Source organism: Dialister sp., assembly GCF_047832375.1.
Classification (GTDB): domain Bacteria; phylum Bacillota; class Negativicutes; order Veillonellales; family Dialisteraceae; genus Dialister.
In genome coordinates this window covers 508,340-529,511 of the sequence record NZ_CP181256.1, presented here as the reverse complement: position 1 = coordinate 529,511, position 21,172 = coordinate 508,340, and the positions used below count along the sequence as shown (strand labels likewise).

Below are 21,172 nucleotides of genomic sequence, written 5' to 3'. Positions count from 1 at the left end.
GGTATGGATAATTACTGCGCCTGGCTTTCATCAGTAGGACTTCATGAAAGCACAATACAAATTAAAAACTGAAAGATGAAAGAAAATGAATCATCCAGAAAATCACTGACGCCAGTATCACTGGCTTACCGGTTTTCCCTTGTAGGAATTGACCGCTTTTTTCCAGCAGTGCTGGGACTTCAGGATGGTCTCTATGAAATCCCGGGCAGCCCCTCTTCCTCCGGGTAAAGCAGATATGAAATCAGCTGCCTTCCGGACTTCCCAGGCCCCATCAGCGGGCGTTCCGGAGAACCCCACCTTCTTCAGAAGCGGGAGGTCATTCAGGTCATCTCCCATATAGGCTGCTTCTTTCCATGTGAGCCCATGCCTTTCCAGTATGCTTTCCATGGCTTCTACCTTATTGGAAACACCCATAAGGATAAAGTCCACCTGCAGCTCTTTGCCCCTGTTTTCCACAAGCTTCGATTTCCTGCCGGTGATAAATCCGGTCACATATCCCATGCGGTGGGCCAGGGAAATACCCAGCCCGTCCCGAGCATGGAACAGCTTCAATGCTTCGCCATTGGGCCCCATCACAAGGGTGCCATCAGTCAGCGTACCATCCACATCAAAGGCTATGAGCTTTACGGTACCTGCATTTCCCATCATACAACCCCCTGCCGCAGGAGGTCGGTGATATGGATCATGCCGATGGCCCTGCCCGTTTCATCGGTCACTGGAAGGACAGTAATGGGATGGGGCTTATGCTGCTCCATGATATGGAGCCCCTCGGCTGCCAGTCTTTCCCTGTGAATCACCTGGGGATGGAGCGTCATCACATCTTTAACAGGGCGGGACAGGAAATCCATGCCCCTTTCCAGACCCCGGCGGACATCGCCATCGGTCATCAGACCCTTGAGAACCCCTGCATCGTCCACCACAGAAACAGCGCCGAGCCCTTTGTCTGTCATCACGAAAAGGGCATCTTTTACTGTAGAAATTTCCGAAATCACCGGATTGTCTTCTCCCTTGTGCATCACCATTTCCACAGTCAGGAGAAGCCTTTTCCCCAAAGAACCGCCGGGATGGAATACAGCGAAGTTATCGGCCGTAAAATGGTGCCGTTCCATCAGGCATACGGCCAATGCATCTCCCAACGCCAGGGCGGCAGTGGTGGAACTGGTGGGTGCCAGTCCCAGGCTGTCTGCCTCTTTTTCCACCCCCGCATCCAGTACGGCATCCGCATTCTTTGCCAGAGTAGATTTTGTATTTCCTACCACCGCCACCAGTTTGGCACCGATCCGTTTCAGGGAAGGAAGAATATTCAGGATTTCCGCAGTTTCGCCACTATTCGAGTAAGCCACCACCACATCGTCCGCTGTCACCATGCCCAGGTCCCCATGAATGCCTTCAGCAGGATGGAGAAAAAAAGCAGGAGTCCCGGTGCTGGCCATGGTGGCCGCCACCTTGCGGGCAATATGGCCGGACTTTCCCATGCCTGTCAGAACCACCCGGCCCTTTGCACTTTCAATGAGTTTCACAGCTTCTTCAAACTGGCCATCCAGCTTATCCACTAGAGATAACACCGCCGCCGCTTCGTCTTTCAGTACCCGTGTGGCTGTTTCAATGACTGACATAGTGCCTCCCATTTCTACAGAACACAAAAATTTCCTAAAGAACCATATATTATTTCTATTATACAATAATTATCCCCTGAGGGGGTGACTTATGAAGGGGCTTTTATTTCCCTTTCACCAGTCCCTGTTCCTTATCCTTTTTCACCACATTATTAATAGCGATGAGATCCTTCAAGAGGTCCTCCAGGGAAGACAGGTAAAGCATATTGGTGGAATCGGACAAGCCTTCCGGCGGGTTGTCATGGACTTCCATAAAGAAACCGTCCACTCCCGATGCTGCAGCCGCCCTTGCGAGGTACGGAATAAATTCCCGCTGTCCCCCGGTGGAGCCGCCCATGCCCCCCGGCAGCTGTACGCTGTGGGTGGCATCGAAAATGACAGGGTACCCAAACTGGCGCATAATGGGGAAAGACCGCATATCCACTACCAGGTTATGGTAACCGAAGGAAGCCCCCCGTTCCGTAACAGCCAGGTTCGGATTCCCCGCTTCTTCCATTTTCTCAATCACATTTTTCATATCTTCCGGTGCCATGAACTGGCCTTTCTTTACATTCACCGGCTTACCGGTCTTGGCAGCCCCATAGACCAGGTCCGTCTGCCGGCAGAGAAATGCAGGAATCTGCAGCATATCCAGCACCTTCGCTGCCGGTGCCAGCTGCGTCACATCGTGTACATCAGACAATACCGGTACCTGGAGTTCTCTCTTGATATCCGCCAGGATTTCCAGCCCCTTTTCCAGTCCCGGTCCACGGAAAGAATGGAAGGAAGAACGGTTTGCCTTGTCATAGGAGGCCTTGAAAATATACTGCACTCCCAGCCGTTCACAGATTTTTTTGATTTCCCTGCCGATCATCAGGGTGCGGTCATACCCCTCAATGACACAGGGTCCTGCAATCAGGAACAGCCTGCTTCCGTCGATGGTCAGATTTCCTACGTGAATTGTTTTCATAAGTGGTTCCTTTCAAAATACTCATTGGCCTTCTTCAGGTCCGCTTCCGTATCAATACCGATATCCTCCGTTTCCACCGGAATGACACCGATTTTATATCCCATTTCCAGAGCCCGGAGCTGTTCCAGGGATTCCGTTTTTTCCAGTGGCGTCTGTTCCATCTTTGCATAGGCCAGGAGAAAATCCCGGCGGTATGCATAGATTCCCACATGCTTCAGGGGAGGTACAGAAAATTCATGACGGGGATAGGGAATGAGGGACCGGGAAAAATAGAGAGCTTCCCCTTTCCGGTTCACAACTACCTTCACCGCCGATGGATCCTCATACTCCTCTTTTTTCAAAGGGGTAGCTACAGTAGCCATATCCAGGTCTTCATGATCCATGAGATCCCTGGCCAGACGGTCAATCACATCGGGATCAATAAGAGGCTCATCCCCCTGTACATTGACAATAATATCATACTGAGGAAGTTTTTCTGCTACCTCCGCCAGCCGGTCCGTTCCGGTGGGATGGTTAACGGAAGTCATCACCACGTGGCCGCCGAAACTTTTGACTTCTTTCTCGATGTCTTCATGGTCCGTAGCCACGATGACCGTATCCGGCACTTTAGCAAGGCAGGCCCTTTCATAGACCCGATGGACCAGTGTTTTGCCGGCGATCATGCGAAGCGGTTTTCCCGGAAGCCTGGTGGAGGCATAGCGGGAAGGAATAATACAGGCTGCTTTCATCATAAATCCTCCCATTGTTTTTTTAAAAGTGCGAGGCCTTCAGGGAAGGTCATCTCTATTTCAAGGACATAGAACGGTACCGTCGACTTTTCCATACTGGTAAGATTCATCATTTTGACGGCATCTTTTTCCGTGACAACAATCATATCCGCCCCATACCTGCGGGCTTCGGATTCCGCATTCCGGATATCCTCCTCTTCATAGGCATGGTGGTCATCAAAAGCCATCTCTCCCGTGAGAAACAGCCCGGCTTCCTGCGCCGTTTCCGCAAAGGCGCCAGGGTTTCCTATACCGGAAACAAGATAGGCCCGTTTGCCTTTTGTCTCGGGCCTTGGTTTCCTGGGATTCCTGCTTTTCCATGCGCCGTATGCCACAACGCCGGAGGGGCTGTGGCAGGAAGAAATGACCGGCCTGTTCCCGGCAATTTTCCGGAGGATCCTTTTGATTTCCTCTATTTTGGATGGAGCTGCCTGGTCACTCTTGGTCAGTATAAAGAGACTAGCCCTTCTAAGAGCTTCCAGGGGCTCCCTGAGAAGTCCCCGAGGCAGGGCGTGGCCATAGCCAAAGGGATTCGTACAATCCAAAAGGACTATATCCCTGTCCCGTTTCATAGACCAGTATTGGAAGCCATCATCCATGAGCAGAATATCTGCTCCCAATTCTTTTGCCTTTTCCGCGGACCGGAATCGGTCCTTTCCCACCAGCACCGGCACTCCCGGAAGCTTCAAGGCCATCATATAGGGTTCGTCCCCTGCCATTTTCTGGGAAACAAGGATGGATCGGCCATCGGATACGATGCCTCCCTCCTTTTCGAGCCCGCTCTTATAGCCCCGGCTGATAATGGCAGGTCGATGCCCTTCTGCCTTCAGGAGCTCCGCAATCCGGATAATACAGGGGGTCTTTCCCGTACCACCGGCCGTAATATTCCCTACAGAAATGACAGGTACCCCCACACTTTCAGCAGCGGCCAGGGCTTTGTCCCTCTTTTTTACGACCTGGGACAGATAAAGGGACTCCAGCTTTTCCAGGAAAAACAGGGCCACCCGGTCCTTTCCCCGGGGTTTCGGATTCTTCATGAGTCCCGTCACATAGTCTTCAAGGCTCATTTTTCCCTCTCAAATGGATACCATACTCTGCCACCAGTTCTTCAAAGGCATGGATATTGCGGCCCGTGGCTCCCTGGTTTTCCCGGACCACTTCCAACGCCGCCTCTCCCATACGCTTCATTTTTTCCGGATGGTCCAAAAGGTCCAGCAATGTTGTTTCAAAAGATTTCTCATCCGGCGTCATGATACATACGCCCCGACTTGAAAGAAGTTCAAAGATTTCCTGGAAATTGAACATGTAGGGCCCCACAAGAACCGGCTTGCCATGGGCCGCGGGTTCCAGGATATTGTGTCCCCCCACCTTTACAAAACTGCCGCCCACAAAGACCACATCCGCCAGGCTGTAGAGCCGTCCCAGTTCGCCGATGGTATCCAGAATAACAATCTGGGCACTTTTCCCATCATCCTCTTCCGTTCCCATCTTGGACCGGCGAAGCACGGTAAATCCATGGTGTTTGATCATAAACCGGACAGAAGGAGCCCTTGTAATTTCCCGCACCGCCAGAAGAAGCCGGGCATCCGGATACTTCTCGAGCACTTTTTTAAAGGTACGGACAATGATTTCCTCTTCTCCCCCGTGGGTGGAACCGGCAACGATGATCGGTCCTTTTCCGTCAAACCGAAATTCCTTACGGAGCCGGTTTCTTTCTTCTTCCGAAACTTCCGCATAGGTCTGGTCATACTTCGTATTTCCCGTAATCGTCACCCTATCCGGAATGGCTCCCATGGAAATAATCCTCTCCTGGTCGATTTTCGACTGCATGCAGAACTTCCGGATCTGGAAAAGCATTTTCGTCGTAAACCGCCGGATCAGGGAATACCGCTTCATAGAGCGGCCGCTGATACGGCCGTTCATCATCATGACCGGAATCTTTTTCCGCCAGGCAAGGCGGAGGAAATTCGGCCACAATTCCGTTTCTATGAGAATAATGGCTTTGGGATTTACGATGTTCACGATTCGTTCCGTAATAACCGGGAGGTCAAAGGGAAAGAATATATGCCCGTCCGCTTCCGGAATGATGCGCTGGGCCATGCGGTGTCCCGTAGCGGTAACTACAGATACCACCACCATTTCATCGGGGTATTTTTCCTTCAGTTCCCTCACAATAGGGCTGGCAGCCACCACTTCCCCCACCGATGCGGCATGGACCCAAATAGCATTATGGTCAGCAATCTGCAGCAGCGTAGGAGTAGGCATAATGCCGGCGCTCTGCTTCAGCCTGTCATAAAATCCCTCTTCAAACACAAGGCGGTAAATGAGGATCGGTATCTGGAGGATCCAGTAAGCCACCAGGCATATGTTGTAAAACCAGTACAATGGGTATCTCCTTTTCCGGAAAACAAACTGTAACTTTGGGGAGTGGGAGAAAGGATTTATCCTTCCTTTTCCTCATCCTCCGCATCCTCTTCCGCCTCCGCCACTTTGGCGCTCATGGTGTAGAGGTCATAATAGAGGCCGCCCTTCGACATGAGTTCATCATGGGTCCCCCGTTCTGCAATGACACCGTCATTGAGAACAAGGATCTGGTCCGCGTTCTTAATCGTGGAAAGCCGGTGGGCAATAACAAAGGATGTACGGCCAACCATGAGCTTATCCAACGCATCCTGTACGATTTTTTCACTTTCCGTATCCAGAGCCGACGTGGCTTCGTCGAGAATGAGGATTTTCGGATTCTTCAGAATTGCCCTGGCGATAGCGATACGCTGCCGCTGGCCGCCGGAAAGAATGAGTCCCCGGTCTCCCACTTTTGTATCAATGCCATTGGGAAGTTCCTTAATAAATTTCTCCGCATTCGCCGCCCGGATAGCCGCCCAGACTTCTTCGTCCGTCGCATCCAGCCGCCCATAGAGGACGTTATCCTTGATGGACGTATTGAAGAGAAGCGTGTCCTGGGGTACCAGACCGATCTGGTCTCGAAGGGATCCCAGGGTGGCCTTGCGGATGTCTGTACCGTCAATGTCGATTTCCCCGCCGGTTACTTCATAGAACCGGGGAAGAAGGTTCGCAATCGTCGATTTACCGGCTCCCGAAGGCCCTACAATGGCGATGGTCTCTCCGGGGTTGGCCTTGAAATTCAGGTCTTTCAACACCGGATGCCCTTCTTCATAATAGAAAGCCACGTGCTTGGCTTCCACAGCCCCTTCTGTCACCACCAGAGGCTTTTCTTCCGCCCGGTTCTGTTCCTCTTCCTTTTCATCGAGAATATCAAATACCCGGTCGGCAGCAGCCAGGGACTTCTGGATATTGCCATAGCTGTCGGCAATACGCTTGATGGGATTTGCCAGGTTAATGGCATAAATCAGGAACGCTATCAGTTCGCCTGCGGTCATAATGCCGTCAATGACGGAAACCCCGCCGTACCAGATAATGACTGTAATCGCCAGGGCCGCCAGGAATTCCACCACCGGCGTGAGCTGGCTCTGCTGGCGGATGGAGCGGACCGTGGCTTTGAAGTTATCCTGGTTTACTTTATTGAACCGCTTCATTTCATAATCAGAACGGTTAAAGCTTCTGATGATGCGGACCCCCGATATAGTTTCCTGGAGCATGGCCGTCACATCAGCCAGCCGCTCCTGCACATTCCGTCCGGAGGAGTGAAGTTTCTTACCAAAGAACTTAATGGTCACCGAAACCAGTGGCACAATGACCAGGCAGAGGATGGTGAGTTTCCACTGCAGGTAAATCATGGCCGCAAAGGAGCCGATAAAAATAGCTCCTTCCTGCACCAGCATGATAAAGTCAGATGTCATGGCAGTCTGCAGGGCACTGATGTCATTGGTGAGATTACTCATGATTTCCCCAGTCCGCCGCTTATCGAAATAGGCAATAGGCAGTTTCTGCAGATGGTCATAGAGTTTGTTCCGGAGATCCCGAATCACGGACTGCCCGATATAGCCCATAAGGTAGCGGTGGGCAAATGTAGTGGCCCCGCGGATAAAGAATACGATAATAATGGAAACGATGATAAGGTACAGCATGGTGATGTCCTTATCCTCCAGTACCTTATCGATAACGTCCTTGATAATCCACGGAACGTACAGATTCGTCGCCGATACCGATATCATACAGATAATGGATACGATGAGCAGCTTGATATAGGGCTTCAGGTATTTCAGCAGCCTGCGATAACTGTTTAATTTACTTCTCTTTTCTGCCATGGACAGCTCCTGCCGTGTCAACTATAAGACGGGCCACGCGATGGACAGCTCCACCGGAGCCCAGCGCTTTCCGCACTTCTTTGATTTCTTCTATATTTTTCTTTCTCTTTTCCTCATCCTCTATCCAGGGAAGGAGGATGGACGTGATATTTTCCGCATTGGCCCTGTCCTGCAGGAGTTCCGGCGTCACTTCCCTGCCCATGAGGAGATTGGGTAGACCCGCATATTTGACATGGACCAGGAGATTTGCCAGGAACCAGGTCACCGGAGCCAGCTTATAGACCAATACCGTAGGCAGCTCCATCAGCGCCGTTTCCAGGGTAGCCGTACCGGAAGACGCTACGCAGGCCGTGCAGATCTGCATGAGGTCGTACTGGTGGCCTTCTGTGATTTCAATGGACAAAGGAGAATTTCCAATCAGGGACTTAAGAAAACTTTCCGGGATGGTGGATGCCCGGGGAATGAAAAACTGGCATCTTTCCTTTTTTGCCAGCTTTTCCGCCGCTCCCAGCATAATGGGAAGAAGGCCGGTAACCTCATTTTTCCGGCTCCCCGGCATGAGGAGAATCCGCTTCCTGTCCCAGTCCCCATGGAAATAGTCCATAGCCTCATTAAAGGACATGGAAGGCTTTACCGTATCTGCCAAAGGGTGGCCTACAAAGGTTACTGGTGCCCCGGCTTCCTTATAAGCCTTGGCTTCAAAGGGAAATATGGAGGCCACCATGGTCACATCCCTGACAATATTCTTTGCCCTGCCCTTGTTCCATGCCCAGATGGTGGGGGCAATGTAATAGACCACGGGAATGCCCAGTTCCTTTGCCACATGGGCCAGCTTCATATTAAAGCCCGGATAATCCACACAGACCAGCACATCCGGTTTCTCCCGGACCATGGCTTCCTTCAGAAAGCTCCGGAGACGGAAGAAAAAGGGAATATGTTTGATGACTTCCACAACACCGATGATTCCCAGGTTTTCTATATCATAGATAATACGGACGCCGCTTTTCTTCATGTCTGCGCCGCCCATGCCAAAGATTTCCACATCCGGCATCATGCGCTTGAGCTCTGCTGCCACTGCAGCAGCATGCATATCGCCGGAAGCCTCTCCGGCGGACATCATAATTTTCATACTTAATCCTGTTCTACGGCAAGAATAACGATGCCCTTCTCATTGGCCTCCTTCAGCACTGCATCCTTTTCCGCAAAAAGGGTATGCCAGGCCTCTATGGCCAACACAGCGCAGCCGCTTTCTTCCATGGAATGAAGTGTCTGGAGTCCCACGGCAGGCATATCGAAGCGGGTATCCTGGGATGGTTTTGCCGTCTTCACCACCACTGCACCGCCCCGGGCCAGGGCACCGCCTCGTTTGATGCAGGCATCGGTACCTTCGATGGCTTCCACTGCCATGACGGCCTGGTTCTTTACTACCACCGTCTGCCCCAGGTCCATGGCCCCGATGGCCTTGGCTGCCTTGAATCCAAAAAGCACATCCGCCATCTGGGCGTCGGTGGGCTTTTTCTTCGTGAAAACCTGGGGGCCCGGCATGAGGGGCTTCAGGTACTTCGTCTGGTCCAGCACGGAAATCCCGTCCTTTGCCAGCTCCTCTACAATAGCCAGTGTCACTGTATCATCCTTAAAATCCTTCTTCCGGAGACGGTTCAGCACCTTGATGGCCCTAAGGTCCGGGAAGGGATGGTTCTTAAAGAGCCACTCCTTCGTCACTTTGCCGATCATGGTGACTTCCTTCACATGTTCATTGACCAGTGTTTTTATTACTTTATTTAACTTGAACGCACTGATTTCATAATAGGCATCTGCCATGTCTTTCAGCCGACCATCGATGCCGGGAATCACAGCGATACATACTACCCGGTATCCCTGGGATTTCACCGCTTCCGTAAACTCCACAGGAAGGGTCCCTATCCCTGCCAGCAGTCCGATTGTTTCCATACAAACCTCCACTATACAACTCTTCTTATTTTATCATTTCCAGGGGCATATCGCACTATGGGGACAGGAAACAAATTGCGGTTTGTAGAGCTGATGGGTTTTGCATGCTGACGGGTAGAGTCACTCGCATGGAGCTCCTAGCTTCTAGCTGTTAGCTGCCAGGAAAGCTGGCCCGCCTGCGGCGCTTCCTACCTGTTTCCATCAGTCATTCGTGCCGTAGGCTGTTGATCTTTCCTAGAAGCTAGGAGCTAGCAGCTAGAAGCTCCGCACGAATGACTCTACCCATCAGCGCCAAACCAAACAGCTCGACAAACTGAAATATCTCATCCAACAAAAAGGAGCCATGTAAATATACACAGCTCCCATTTTATGCTTTTTTACATGGAAAGGCAAGAAAAAATATACTGACGGTCAATTTTGCATTTCAAGCATGGGGCACCATATCCGAAGCCTTCAGGGTTCCGTTCTTTCTTCTTTCCCCAAATTCAGCAGCTGCCGTGAAAAGGACATCGCTGGAACTGTTCAGTGCCGTTTCGCAGGCATCTTCCAGTACGGAGATAATGAAACCTACGCCTACCACCTGCATGGAAATATCATTGCCTATACCAAAGGATGCGCAGGCCACCGGAATGAGAAGAAGGGATCCCCCCGCCACGCCGCTGGTACCGCAGGCACCAATGGCCGAAACGATACAGAGGAGGAAGGCCGTAGGAAGGTCGATAGCAAGGCCCAATGTATGGGCAGCCGCCAGGGCCAGCACAGAAATGGTGATGGACGCACCGGACATATTGATCGTAGCCCCAAGGGGAATAGAAATGGTGTACGTATCCGGATCCAGTCCCAGCCGTTTGCAGAGAGAAAGGTTCACCGGAATATTGGCAGCGGAACTTCTTGTAAAGAACGCATAGACCCCGCTTTCCCGAAGGGTGGTAAGCACCAGGGGATAGGGATTTTTATGGACCTTCAGGAACACAATGAAAGGATTCATGACCAGGGCCACCAGACAATAGGAACCGATAAGTACCCCAAGAAGCTGGGCATAACCCAGGAGAGCCCCCAGACCGGCAGTGCCTACGGAGTCCGCCACAAGGCCCATAATGCCAAGAGGAGCAAAGTGGATGACCCAGGTCACCACTTTCGTAATGGCCGCCGCAATATCATCGAGACAGACCCTCGTAGATTCGCTGGCAGTCTGCTTCAGGGCAATCCCCAGGATCACGGCCCATGCCAGAATGCCGATGTAATTGGCATTCATGAGCGCGGATACCGGGTTATCCACGATACTGAGGACGAGAGAGTGAAGTACCGCCACAATGCCGCTTGGCGGTGCCAGTTTCGTATCCGGCGCCACCTGGAGCTGGAGAAACGTAGGAAACAGGAAGGACATGGCCACCCCCACCAGGGAAGCACAGAACGTGGCAATCATGTACAGTTCAATGACCGGCTTAATCCTTCCCCCCGGACCCTCTTTCTTCTGGGCCATGGCATTCATGACCAGGAAGAATACGAGAACCGGCGCCACCCCTTTCAAAGCCTTCACGAAAAGATCGCCGAAAATTTTCACCACCGGAATAGCCGGCGGGAAAAAGACGGCGATAATGATGCCAATAACCAGGCCGATGGCAATCTGCTTGATCAGAGCCACCCGGGTAACCCATTCCTTTATTTTTTTCATAAAATCCTCCTAACCCCATATAAAAATCCCGGAATCCCCTTTCCCGAGCCAAACCAAAACCCATTCCTCCCAGACAGGAATGGGTCCCAATAATAGAATCAGTATACTGCCCTTATATGTATAATGCAACATTTTTATGCTTGAATGACTTTTTTGTATAAATATGGGAAGTTATGATAAAACAGAATCATAGGTCTCCCTTTTCGGAGCAATAAAAAACTGTAAACCCATGTATCAGATACAGGGTTCACAGTTTTCTTTACAACAAATTACCGTTCATCCTTTGGAACCATGTCAGCCGCATCGAGGGTCCCGTTCTTCCGACGTTCTGCAAATTCTGCAGTAGCCGTAAAGAGCACATCGCTGGAGCTGTTCAGGGCCGTTTCGCAGGCATCTTCCAGTACGGAGATGATGAAGCCTACGCCTACCACCTGCATGGAAATGTCATTGCCGATACCAAAGGAAGCGCAGGCTACCGGAATGAGGAGCAGGGAACCGCCGGCTACGCCGGAAGCACCACAGGCGCCCACTGTAGACACGATGCACAGGAGAAGGGCCGTACCCATATCTACGTTGATGCCGAGAGTATGGGCGGCTGCCAGGGCCAGTACGGAAATGGTGATGGATGCGCCGGCCATATTAATGGTAGCGCCCAGGGGAATGGAAATGGTGAAGGTATCCGGATTCAGTCCCAGCCGTTTGCAGAGGGACAGGTTCACCGGAATGTTAGCTGCGGAGCTTCTGGTGAAGAACGCATAAACGCCGCTTTCACGGAGCGTAGTGAGAACCAGGGGATACGGGTTCTTACGAACCTTGGCAAAGACAATGAGCGGGTTCATCACGAGGGCAACGAGGAAATAGGATCCGATAAGCACGCCAAGGAGCTGTACATACCCCAGAAGAGCTCCCACACCGGCGGTGCCCACAGAATCAGCAACCAGGCCCATAATGCCCAGTGGTGCGAAGTGGATGACCCAGGTTACCACTTTCGTAATGCCTGCAGCAATATCATTGAGGCAGGTCTTGGTTGTATCACCGGCACAGGTCTTCAGCGCAATCCCCAGAATGATTGCCCAGCCAAGGATACCGATGTAATTGGCGTTCATCAGTGCAGCCACCGGGTTGTCCACGATGCTAAGGATCAGGTTATGGAGCACCTGAATAATGCCGCTTGGCGGTGCCAGCTTTGTATCCGGTGCTACCTGGAGAGCCAGGTCTGTCGGAAACAGGAAAGACATGGTCACGCCCACGATGGAGGCAAAGAATGTACCAATCACATAGAGTTCAATAATCGGCTTCATGCTGCCGCCGGAGCCTTCTTTTCTCTGGGCCATGGCATTCATGACCAGGAAGAAGACCAGGATTGGCGCAACGCCCTTCAAAGCTTTAACAAAAAGATCCCCAAAAATCTTGACCACCGGAATGGCCGGCGGGAAAAACACCGCAATGCAGATACCGATGACAAGTCCCACCGCAATCTGCTTGATAAGGGACACCTTGGACAGGATATCCTTAATCTTACTAAACACGATAATACTCCTCCTCCACTGAAATAAAGTTCCCATTTATTCCCATTTATTTCTACTAGTATACCTGCTCCAAGAAAATGGTGCAAGGCGTTTTATTTATCAGGAAAAGAACATATGAACCACAAGTGATATTGTCTCAAGTAACCACAAATGAAAATGTCCCAGTCATGGTATAATCTCATCACAATCTTAACGCAAGTGATGGGAGGAATTTTTATCAGAAAGGTTGAATTAACGATGGACGAGCAGTTCAAATATGAAACAATCAAATCTCTTGTTAATCATCCAGATGGCAACAAGCTCGCAGCAGCTGTCCGGCTGGAGTGCACTGTCCGCACCGTGAACCGGTTAATCCTGCGCTATCGTCAGGAAGGTAAAGCAGCATTTGTCCACGGGAACAGGGGTAGACAGCCCGTAACAACACTTCCAGCCTCACTCAGAGAAAAAATTGTGGCCCTTTACCAGAATGAGTACTATGGCGCCAATTTTACCCACTTTACCGAACTTCTGGACAGACATGAGAATATCCATGTCTCCGTTTCCTCTGTAGCCTCCATTCTTGAGGCAGCCTTTATTCTCTCTCCTAAGGCTACACGGGCCAAAAGAAAACGGATCAGGAGAAAATTGGAAGCAATGAAAAGCAACACGAAATCCAAGAAAAAGCAGATGGAAATACAAGTCAATCTTGTGGCTGCTGAAGATGCCCACAGCCGGCGTCCACGGCATGCTTACTTTGGGGAACAGCTGCAGGGTGATGCCACTCCATATGAATGGGTTCCCGGGAAGATCCGGCATCTCCACCTCTTCATTGATGATGCCACTGGCATCGTGACTGGCGGCTATTTTGACACCCAGGAGACCCTGAACGGCTATTACCATGTCCTCTGGCAGACTCTCAAAGATTACGGAATCCCTGTGGAAATCTTCACGGATAAACGCACTGTGTTCATTTACAAACAAAAAGGATCCCCGTCCATCGACGAGGATACCTATACGCAGTTCGGTTACGCTTGCAGGCAACTGGGGATACACCTTGAGTCAAGCAGCGTACCACAGGCCAAAGGCCGGGTTGAGCGGCTCAATGAGACGCTGCAGTCGCGCCTGCCGATTGAGCTGAGACAGGCAGGCATCACGACTATTGCAGACGCCAATGAATTCCTCAAGTCCTACCTAAAAGAATTCAATGCGAAGTTTGCACTTCCCCCCAATAGTACCAAATCAGCTTTTGTGACGCAACCGTCAGATGAGAGGATCAACCTGATACTGGCTGTACTTACAGGCCGTACGGTAGACAGAGGCCACTGCATCCGTTTCCAGCGTCAGTACTATCGTATGCTTGATTCAGAAGGCCATCAGGTGCATTATGCCAGCGGAACCAAAGTACTAGTCATACGGGCTTTCAACGGCGAACTCTACTGCAGTGTTAACGATACCAGTATCTACGCGCTGGAAGCCATCCCTTTGCGCCAGAAGAAATCTCCTGAGCTTGATGCTGACTATACCAAACCAAAGCCTCAGAAACACTGGATTCCACCGATGAGTCACCCATGGAAGCAGGCATCTTTCCGTCATTACGTCCTTACAAGACCGCATCATTCCAGACAAGATCCAGAAGAACTTGCATCGCGTAACATATTTTAGTAACATACTGGCCTAACCACTCAAAATAGCCCCACTATTGCGGGGCTATTAAATGACAATTCTCGGGACATTTTCAAAAATGCTTGACAGGCGTTTTATTTATCAGGAAAAGAACATCTCCCGCTTTTCTTTGAGAGAAAACATTCTCCGGCAGCCCATCTGTAAAAGAGACCCGGATGCCGGAGAAAGCGGTGAAAACCCTATTTCCCTACTATCCTGCGCAGCTGATTGCTGTATAAATTATTCGATAACCATGAGCAGATCGCCGGATTCGATGCGCTGGCCTGCTTTCACGTGGATTTCCGATACAATGCCGTCCACCGGAGCGGTGATAGTGGTCTCCATCTTCATGGCTTCCGTCACGATGACCGGATCCCCCTTCTTCACGGAGGAGCCTTTGTCCACAAGCAGTTTCACCACGGAACCGGAGAGGGTAGCACCCACTTCGCCGATCACATCTTTGTCTGCCTTCCGGGCAGTAACTGCGGATTCCGCCACGTGTTTATCATGGACTTTGATCTCCCGGGGCATACCGTTCAGTTCGAACTGGATTTCCCGGTTTCCTTCACCATCAGGCTTTGTGATGTTATCCAGCCGTACGAGGAGCATCTTGCCTTCATCGATATCCACCCGCACTTCTTCTCCCGGTTTCATGCCGAAGAAATAGGTGGGTGTATCGAGGATGGAAAGGTCGCCGTACTTATGATACCGTTCCATATAATCGGAGAATACCTTCGGATAGATGCAGTAGGAAGACACATCTTCTTCCCTTGTGGGAATGTGTTTTTCTTTCATTTCCATCTTGACCTTCTCGAAGTCCACATCTTCCGGATGGCTTTCCAGGTGCGGTTTCTGGCCGCGGAGGATGACCTTCTGCAGTTTTTCCGGGAATCCGCCGTAAGGAATGCCCAGTTTCCCGTCGAAGAAATCGACAACGGACTGCGGGAAGTCCAGGGTATCTCCCTTTTCATAGATATCTTTCTCCGTCAGATGGTTCTGCACCATGAAGAGGGTCATATCGCCTACCACTTTGGAGGACGGTGTAACTTTGATGATATCGCCGAACATCATATTCACTTTGGCGTACATGCGGCACACTTCAGGCCACTGATCGCCAAGGCCCACTGCCGTAGCCTGCTGCCGCAGGTTGCTGTACTGTCCGCCAGGCATTTCATGCTGGAAGAGGGTGGTGTTCGGGCTGGCCATTCTGGAATCAACGCCCGCATAGTAGGGACGGACCCCCTGCCAGTAGCGGTCGATAGTTTCGAGGGCATCAATATCCAGTTTCGGCTGCCTCGGGTTATTCTGGAGCGCATAGTACATGGCTGTCATGGAAGGCTGGCTCGTGCCGTTGGACAGGGCGCTGGTAGCCACATCCACAATATCCACGCCCGCATCGATGGCTTTGGCATAGGAGTACAGGGTGCAGCCGCCGCCTTCATGGCTATGCAGGTGAATCGGCAGGTCCACCGCATCCTTCAGGGCGGAAATCAGGGCATAGGCTGCTTCCGGCTTCAGGAGGCCCGCCATATCCTTGATAGCAATGATATTGGCACCGGCATTCTTCATTTCCTTTGCCAGGTCCGTATAGTACTTGAGGGAATATTTCTGGCGGTTCGGATCCATGATGTCGCCGGTATAACAGAAGCAGGCTTCGGCGATCTTATTCTTCTTCCGAACTTCATCAATGGAAATGGTCATGTGGTTCAGCTGGTTCAGGCAGTCAAAGATACGGAATACATCGATACCGTTGTCCGCCGCCTGGTCAATGAAGTGGCGTACCACATTTTCCGGATAGTTCGTATAACCTACGGTATTGGCACCGCGGGTGAGCATCTGGAACAGGATATTCGGAGCAGCCTTACGCATCTGCCGGAGCCGGTCCCAGGGGCTTTCATCCAGGAAACGGTAAGCCACATCAAAGGTCGCGCCGCCCCAGTTTTCAAAGGAGAACAGCTGTGGTACATGGACAGCGGTATAATGGATGGCTTTCATAATATCATGGGTCCTGATGCGGGTAGCCAGCAGGGACTGATGGGCATCGCGGTATGTGGTGTCCATGAACATGACTTCCTTCTGGTCCATCACCCATTTGGCAAATTTTTCCGGTCCCAGTTTGTCCAAAAGCTGCCGGGTTCCTTCCGGTACGTCCTCATGGGAGGCATCCAGCACCGGGAGTTCCGCAAAGTCCGGTTTTTCCTGGTGTCCGGCACCGGCATAACCGTTCACCGTAATATCAGCAATGTAGGAAAGGAGCTTCGTGCCCCGATCGGAAATAAGGTCCGGTTCCTGGAGGAGCCAGGGGTTGCGGTCGATATAGTTTACATCGCATTTTCCTTCCTGGAAATCCCGGGTACGAAGCATGTTCTGGAGGAAGTAAATATTGGTCTTCACACCGGAAATACGGAATTCATCCAGGCAGCGGAGCATCTTGTGGATGGTATCCTTCGCATGGAGGGCATGGGCGGTAACTTTGACGAGGAGAGAATCATAATAGGGTGTAATGACTGCGCCCGTGTAGGCTGTGCCTGCATCGAGTCGGATGCCCGGGCCGCCGCCGCTCCGGTAGGCAATGATTTTGCCCGTATCCGGCATGAAATTATTCTGCGGATCTTCGGTGGTAATACGGCACTGGATTGCCACGCCCTTGTACCAGATGTCCTTCTGCTGGCCAATGGCGATTTCCGGTCCGTCCAGGGCATAGCCTTCGGCAATGAGGATCTGGCTCTTCACGATATCCACATCCGTAATCATTTCTGTTACCGTATGTTCCACCTGGACACGGGGGTTTACTTCGATGAAGTAGAAATGCTTTTCATCCTGGTCTACCAGGAATTCTACGGTGCCCGCATTCACATAATGAACGTGCTTCATGAGTTTCACCGCAGCATCGCAGATTCTCTGGCGCAGTTCCACAGGCAGGGACCAGGCCGGAGCCATTTCAATAACCTTCTGGTGACGGCGCTGGATAGAGCAGTCCCGTTCAAAGAGGTGAACCACATTGCCCTGTTCATCGCCCATGATCTGTACTTCAATGTGCTTCGGGTTCATGATGCACTTTTCTACGTACACATCTTCATCACCGAAGGCCATCTTTGCTTCGGATTTAGCCCGGTTATAGGCTTCTTCCAGGTCTTCCATGCGGTCTACGTTCCGGATTCCCCGTCCGCCGCCGCCATTGACAGCCTTGATCATGATGGGGAAACCGTTCTTTTCAGCGAAGGCCTTCACTTCTTCAAAGCTCTTCACCGCCCCGTTGGTACCGGGGATCATGGGGATGCCCGCTTTTTCCGCCTGGATACGGGAATTGACCTTATCGCCGAACATCTGGAGATGTTCCACTCTCGGCCCGATGAAAATAATGCCCTCTTCTTCGCACCGTTTTGCCAGTTTCGCATTTTCAGCCAGGAAACCGTAGCCCGGATGGATGGCATCTACGCCGTGCTCCTTGCAGATGCGGATAATATCTTCAATATCGAGATAGGCATCAATCGGTTTATCCCCTTCGCCCACCAGGTACGCTTCATCGGCCCGGTTGCGATGGAGGGAAAGAATATCTTCCTTGGAATAAATGGCTACAGTGCGAATTCCCAGTTCACTGCAGGCACGGAATACACGAATAGCAATTTCGCCTCTGTTGGCAACAAGGACCTTGCGAATACGTCTCATAAAATCCTCCCTCAACAACATGGTACCGGGCCCCGGTCTTTCCGACAGCTCCCGTTACCATTAAATCAGAATCAACAGCAGGGACAGGGCGGGTTATTATATTTATATACGGAACGCCCTGTTTCGTTGCATGAATCCATTGTACTAAGGGGATTCCCCAAAATCAATAGCCTACTGTAAATTAGTATCGATTTACTTATTGATTCATAAAACTAATAAGTAATCATTTCGAGTTAAAATATGAATTGATACGATTTTAGAGTATTTTATCTATGTATTTAACGATTAATGTATTTACGTGCATGATATGTTCTCCATCAAATTGCGGTTTGTAGAGCTGTTGGAGCGAACGGTTTGGCATGTGGTTGGACAGAGTCACTGGCACGGGGCTGCTAGCTTCTAGCTGTTAGCTGCCAGGAAAGCTGGCCCGCCTGCGGCGCTTCCTACCTGTTTCCATCAGTCATTCGTGCCGTAGGCTGTTGATCTTTCCTAGAAGCCAGGAGCTAGCAGCTAGAAGCTCCGCACGAATGACTCTACCCATCAGCGCCAAACCAAACAGCTCGACAAACTGAAATATCGCAATATATGACCTTACCATCAAAACGCAAAAGCACCGGCCCCATGACAGAGCCGGTGTTCCTCTTATTTCTTTAAAAACAGGTTTCCTCTTTCAATGTTCCGATGAATCGTATCGATGCAATTTTGGAACCGCTTTCTTTCCTCCTCCGTGAGCTGGTACTCCAGCACTTCTTCCACGCCATTGATACCGATAATTGCCGGAACACCACAAAAGACATCTTTCTCCCCATACTCTCCATCCAGTTCCACGGAACAGGGAAGGATCCGTTTCTCATCGTGAAGGATGGTGCGAACCAGTGTTGCCCCCGCAGAGGCAATGCCATATTCCGTGCACTGTTTACCCTGGTAGGTCACCCAGCCCCCTTTGATGGCCTTTTCTTCCACCCTGTCCTTGTCGAAGACAAAGCGGGGATCCTTTTCCATCTGGGAAAGTGTCTGGCCGTAGAAATTCACCTGGGACCAGGGAACCATCTGGGCATTTCCGTGTTCCCCCATCATAAAGGCAAAGAATCCCCTGGCATCCAGGCCTGTCTGGTCAGAAATGGCATGGACCAGCCGGGAAGAATCCAGAAGGGTTCCTGTCCCCACAACCCGCCCCCGGGGAAGACCGGATAATTTTGCAATCAGGTGGGCAATCACATCGCAAGGATTTGTGATGGTTACGAAAATGCCATTGAAACCGGCTGCCATGACTTTCGGAATGTAGTCTGCCACCTGGCGAACACTGTTTCCCAATTCATCGTCCCGGTTGCCGGTAGCACAAAGGCTGACGTCCCCTACGGCATTCACAATAATGTCTGCATTTTTCAGTCCCCTGTAGTCTACGACCCGGTAGACAGAATGATTCGGCATATACATGACCGCATCGTTCAAATCCTGGCATTCACTGATGGCCTTCTGTTCATTCACATCGCAAAGGAGAATTTCATCGGCCACCCCCATCATACCCAGACAAAATGCCACATGGGCGCCAACGTGCCCCAGGCCCACGACTCCGACTGTTCTTTTTTCTGCCATAGGAAACCCTCCTTTTAAACATCTATCCAAAAGATAGTTAATTAGAGGAAATATATCATATGTGTTATGAAATTGTCAAGACGGTCCGCTAAAGGCACTTTACATCAAATTGCGGTTTGTAGAGCTGTTGGAGCGAACGGTTTGGCATACTTGCGGATAGAGTCACTCGCATGGAGCTTCTAGCTTCTAGCGGCTAGCTGTTAGGAAGGCTGATCCGCCTGCGGCGCTTCCGCCCGGTATTCCCGTCAGTCATTCGTGCTGTAGGCTGGCCAGCTTTCCTAGAAGCTAGGAGCTAGCAGCTATAGTGAACGACAAAAATAACTTTATTTAAAGCTGCACAGGGTTCGAAGCTGATCATTTGGCTTTTTCCAAGCCTCGAATGCTTTTTCAACTGTTTCCATAAGTTCCATTAAGGTTGCAAAGAAACGATTGTGTGTATATTCTCTGCGGGTTTTTCTCCAAACCTGTTCGATTGGATTCAGATCAGGTGAATAGGGAGGAAGCATCAAAATTGTAATTTTATCTGATATATCCGCATATTCTGGCCGCTTTTCTACAGCAATTAGTCGATAGGCCTTTTTGTGCCAAGGGGCATTGTCCATTACCAGAACATAATGCTTGCCTTCCGGCAACGGTTTTGCAGCCAAGAACTCACGAATAGAGGCTATTGTGGTCTCATAGTTGAATTTCTCCGGCTTTGTCGTAAATAACTCTCCGGTTTCTGGGATAACAAACCCACTATAAGGAGACTTGAAACGTGCCGGGAATGATTTCACCTTAGGTGCACTGCCTTTTTCATACCATCCACGTGTAATTGTAGTCTGAATTTGGAAATGCACTTCGTCCTGAAATGTCAGAATTGCGGTACTGTCTGCTTTTACTTCGTCGATTTTTTTTAAAGGCAATTCGTGCATCCGTATCTTCGTATCCCTTGGATGGATATAGTTGGGGGCGGATAAGGGAAAAGCCCAGACTGTGAAATAGACGTTGGCATTGTCTAACGCTTAGCGTAGTGTTGTACTTACTACTGATATAGTCAGACAAGCTCGGCCCATCCCAGACATTGTAGCCGTATTGTTTTGGCTCGGAAGTAAGGGCCTGCTTGATTTCTTTTAGCTGCCCGTTGGTAAGCTTTGAGGGCCGGCCTTTGTGCCCTTTTAATTTAAGTGCGTCAAAGCCCTTTTCATCAGCAATTTTTACCCAGGATGAAATTGTCATCTTGCTTACACCAGCTAATTTACTGATTTGGGAAGCAGACAAACCGGATAGAACCATGTTTACGGAGAATACTCTGAAATGGAACCTGGCGTCATCAGTAGACGACATAATCTCCTTACCTTGTCTCAAAAGTTCTTCCGGATCAGTGTGATACTTTCGATTGTTCATATGTACTGTACCTCCAATTGAAGTATAGCACATAGATACATCAATTTAAAGTAAAGTAATTAATGTCGTTTACTATAGAAGCCCCCGCTCGAATGACTCTACCCTCCAGTGTCGAACTCAACAGCTCGACAAACTGAAATATTCCGCACTCCTCGGTTCTCTTCCCCT

Annotated in this window: 16 protein-coding genes; 1 reads left to right on the top strand and 15 read right to left on the bottom strand. The window is 50.6% G+C overall.

All coding sequences use genetic code 11. From position 1 onward, the window contains the following. Positions 1–117: 117 nt before the first annotated feature. From ACFWUL_RS02175 to sstT (ACFWUL_RS02125), 11 genes are all read right to left on the bottom strand, one after another. Positions 118–648: a KdsC family phosphatase gene (locus ACFWUL_RS02175; protein ID WP_416177677.1), complete on the bottom strand. Its 531-nt coding sequence runs from the start codon at positions 646–648 to the stop codon at positions 118–120. Beyond that, positions 645–1,616 (bottom strand): KpsF/GutQ family sugar-phosphate isomerase, encoded by a 972-nt coding sequence (locus ACFWUL_RS02170; protein ID WP_416177676.1) that lies wholly within the window; start codon positions 1,614–1,616, stop codon positions 645–647. Before ACFWUL_RS02170 ends, ACFWUL_RS02175 begins: the two co-directional genes overlap by 4 nt. 103 nt (positions 1,617–1,719) lie before the next feature. After that, entirely contained in the window at positions 1,720–2,565 is an 846-nt protein-coding gene (gene kdsA, locus ACFWUL_RS02165) for a 3-deoxy-8-phosphooctulonate synthase (RefSeq protein ID WP_416177675.1), read from the bottom strand. Beyond that, the gene (gene kdsB / locus ACFWUL_RS02160) at positions 2,562–3,293 is read right to left on the bottom strand and encodes a 3-deoxy-manno-octulosonate cytidylyltransferase (protein ID WP_416178106.1); all 732 of its coding nucleotides are present in this window, start codon (positions 3,291–3,293) and stop codon (positions 2,562–2,564) included. The genes kdsA and kdsB overlap by 4 nt, the downstream gene beginning before the upstream one ends. Then, positions 3,293–4,399 (bottom strand): tetraacyldisaccharide 4'-kinase, encoded by a 1,107-nt coding sequence (gene lpxK, locus ACFWUL_RS02155; RefSeq protein ID WP_416177674.1) that lies wholly within the window; start codon positions 4,397–4,399, stop codon positions 3,293–3,295. Before lpxK ends, kdsB begins: the two co-directional genes overlap by 1 nt. After that, entirely contained in the window at positions 4,389–5,717 is a 1,329-nt protein-coding gene (locus ACFWUL_RS02150) for a 3-deoxy-D-manno-octulosonic acid transferase (RefSeq protein ID WP_416177673.1), read from the bottom strand. Before ACFWUL_RS02150 ends, lpxK begins: the two co-directional genes overlap by 11 nt. Before the next feature lie 56 nt (positions 5,718–5,773). After that, complete coding sequence (gene msbA / locus ACFWUL_RS02145) at positions 5,774–7,558, bottom strand: lipid A export permease/ATP-binding protein MsbA (RefSeq protein ID WP_416177672.1); 1,785 nt, start codon at positions 7,556–7,558, stop codon at positions 5,774–5,776. Next, positions 7,539–8,687: a lipid-A-disaccharide synthase gene (gene lpxB, locus ACFWUL_RS02140; RefSeq protein WP_416177671.1), complete on the bottom strand. Its 1,149-nt coding sequence runs from the start codon at positions 8,685–8,687 to the stop codon at positions 7,539–7,541. Before lpxB ends, msbA begins: the two co-directional genes overlap by 20 nt. Before the next feature lie 2 nt (positions 8,688–8,689). Beyond that, positions 8,690–9,508, bottom strand: a complete 819-nt coding sequence (locus ACFWUL_RS02135) for an LpxI family protein (RefSeq protein WP_416177670.1) — start codon at positions 9,506–9,508, stop codon at positions 8,690–8,692. A 424-nt stretch (positions 9,509–9,932) separates the two neighbouring features. Next, positions 9,933–11,183 carry a serine/threonine transporter SstT gene (sstT, locus tag ACFWUL_RS02130; RefSeq protein WP_416177669.1) on the bottom strand — a complete coding sequence of 417 codons (1,251 nt, stop codon included), beginning with the start codon at positions 11,181–11,183 and terminating at the stop codon, positions 9,933–9,935. Positions 11,184–11,452: 269 nt separating this feature from the next. Beyond that, the gene (gene sstT, locus ACFWUL_RS02125; protein WP_416177668.1) at positions 11,453–12,712 is read right to left on the bottom strand and encodes a serine/threonine transporter SstT; all 1,260 of its coding nucleotides are present in this window, start codon (positions 12,710–12,712) and stop codon (positions 11,453–11,455) included. A 150-nt stretch (positions 12,713–12,862) separates the two neighbouring features. On the opposite strand from sstT (ACFWUL_RS02125), the gene ACFWUL_RS02120 reads away from it, so the two are divergent. After that, the gene (locus tag ACFWUL_RS02120) at positions 12,863–14,353 is read left to right on the top strand and encodes an ISNCY family transposase (RefSeq protein WP_416177667.1); all 1,491 of its coding nucleotides are present in this window, start codon (positions 12,863–12,865) and stop codon (positions 14,351–14,353) included. Positions 14,354–14,593: 240 nt separating this feature from the next. Here ACFWUL_RS02120 and ACFWUL_RS02115 read toward each other — a convergent pair whose 3' ends face one another. The 4 genes from ACFWUL_RS02115 to ACFWUL_RS02100 all read right to left on the bottom strand — a co-directional run bounded on the left by ACFWUL_RS02115 (position 14,594) and on the right by ACFWUL_RS02100 (position 20,944). Next, positions 14,594–18,022, bottom strand: a complete 3,429-nt coding sequence (locus ACFWUL_RS02115) for a pyruvate carboxylase (RefSeq protein WP_416177666.1) — start codon at positions 18,020–18,022, stop codon at positions 14,594–14,596. 642 nt (positions 18,023–18,664) lie between these two features. Beyond that, the gene (locus ACFWUL_RS02110; protein WP_416177665.1) at positions 18,665–19,618 is read right to left on the bottom strand and encodes a lactate/malate family dehydrogenase; all 954 of its coding nucleotides are present in this window, start codon (positions 19,616–19,618) and stop codon (positions 18,665–18,667) included. 323 nt (positions 19,619–19,941) lie between these two features. Next, the gene (locus tag ACFWUL_RS02105) at positions 19,942–20,532 is read right to left on the bottom strand and encodes an IS630 family transposase (protein ID WP_416177664.1); all 591 of its coding nucleotides are present in this window, start codon (positions 20,530–20,532) and stop codon (positions 19,942–19,944) included. Then, positions 20,414–20,944 carry a helix-turn-helix domain-containing protein gene (locus ACFWUL_RS02100; protein WP_416178105.1) on the bottom strand — a complete coding sequence of 177 codons (531 nt, stop codon included), beginning with the start codon at positions 20,942–20,944 and terminating at the stop codon, positions 20,414–20,416. Before ACFWUL_RS02100 ends, ACFWUL_RS02105 begins: the two co-directional genes overlap by 119 nt. Between the last annotated feature and the right edge of the window lie 228 nt (positions 20,945–21,172).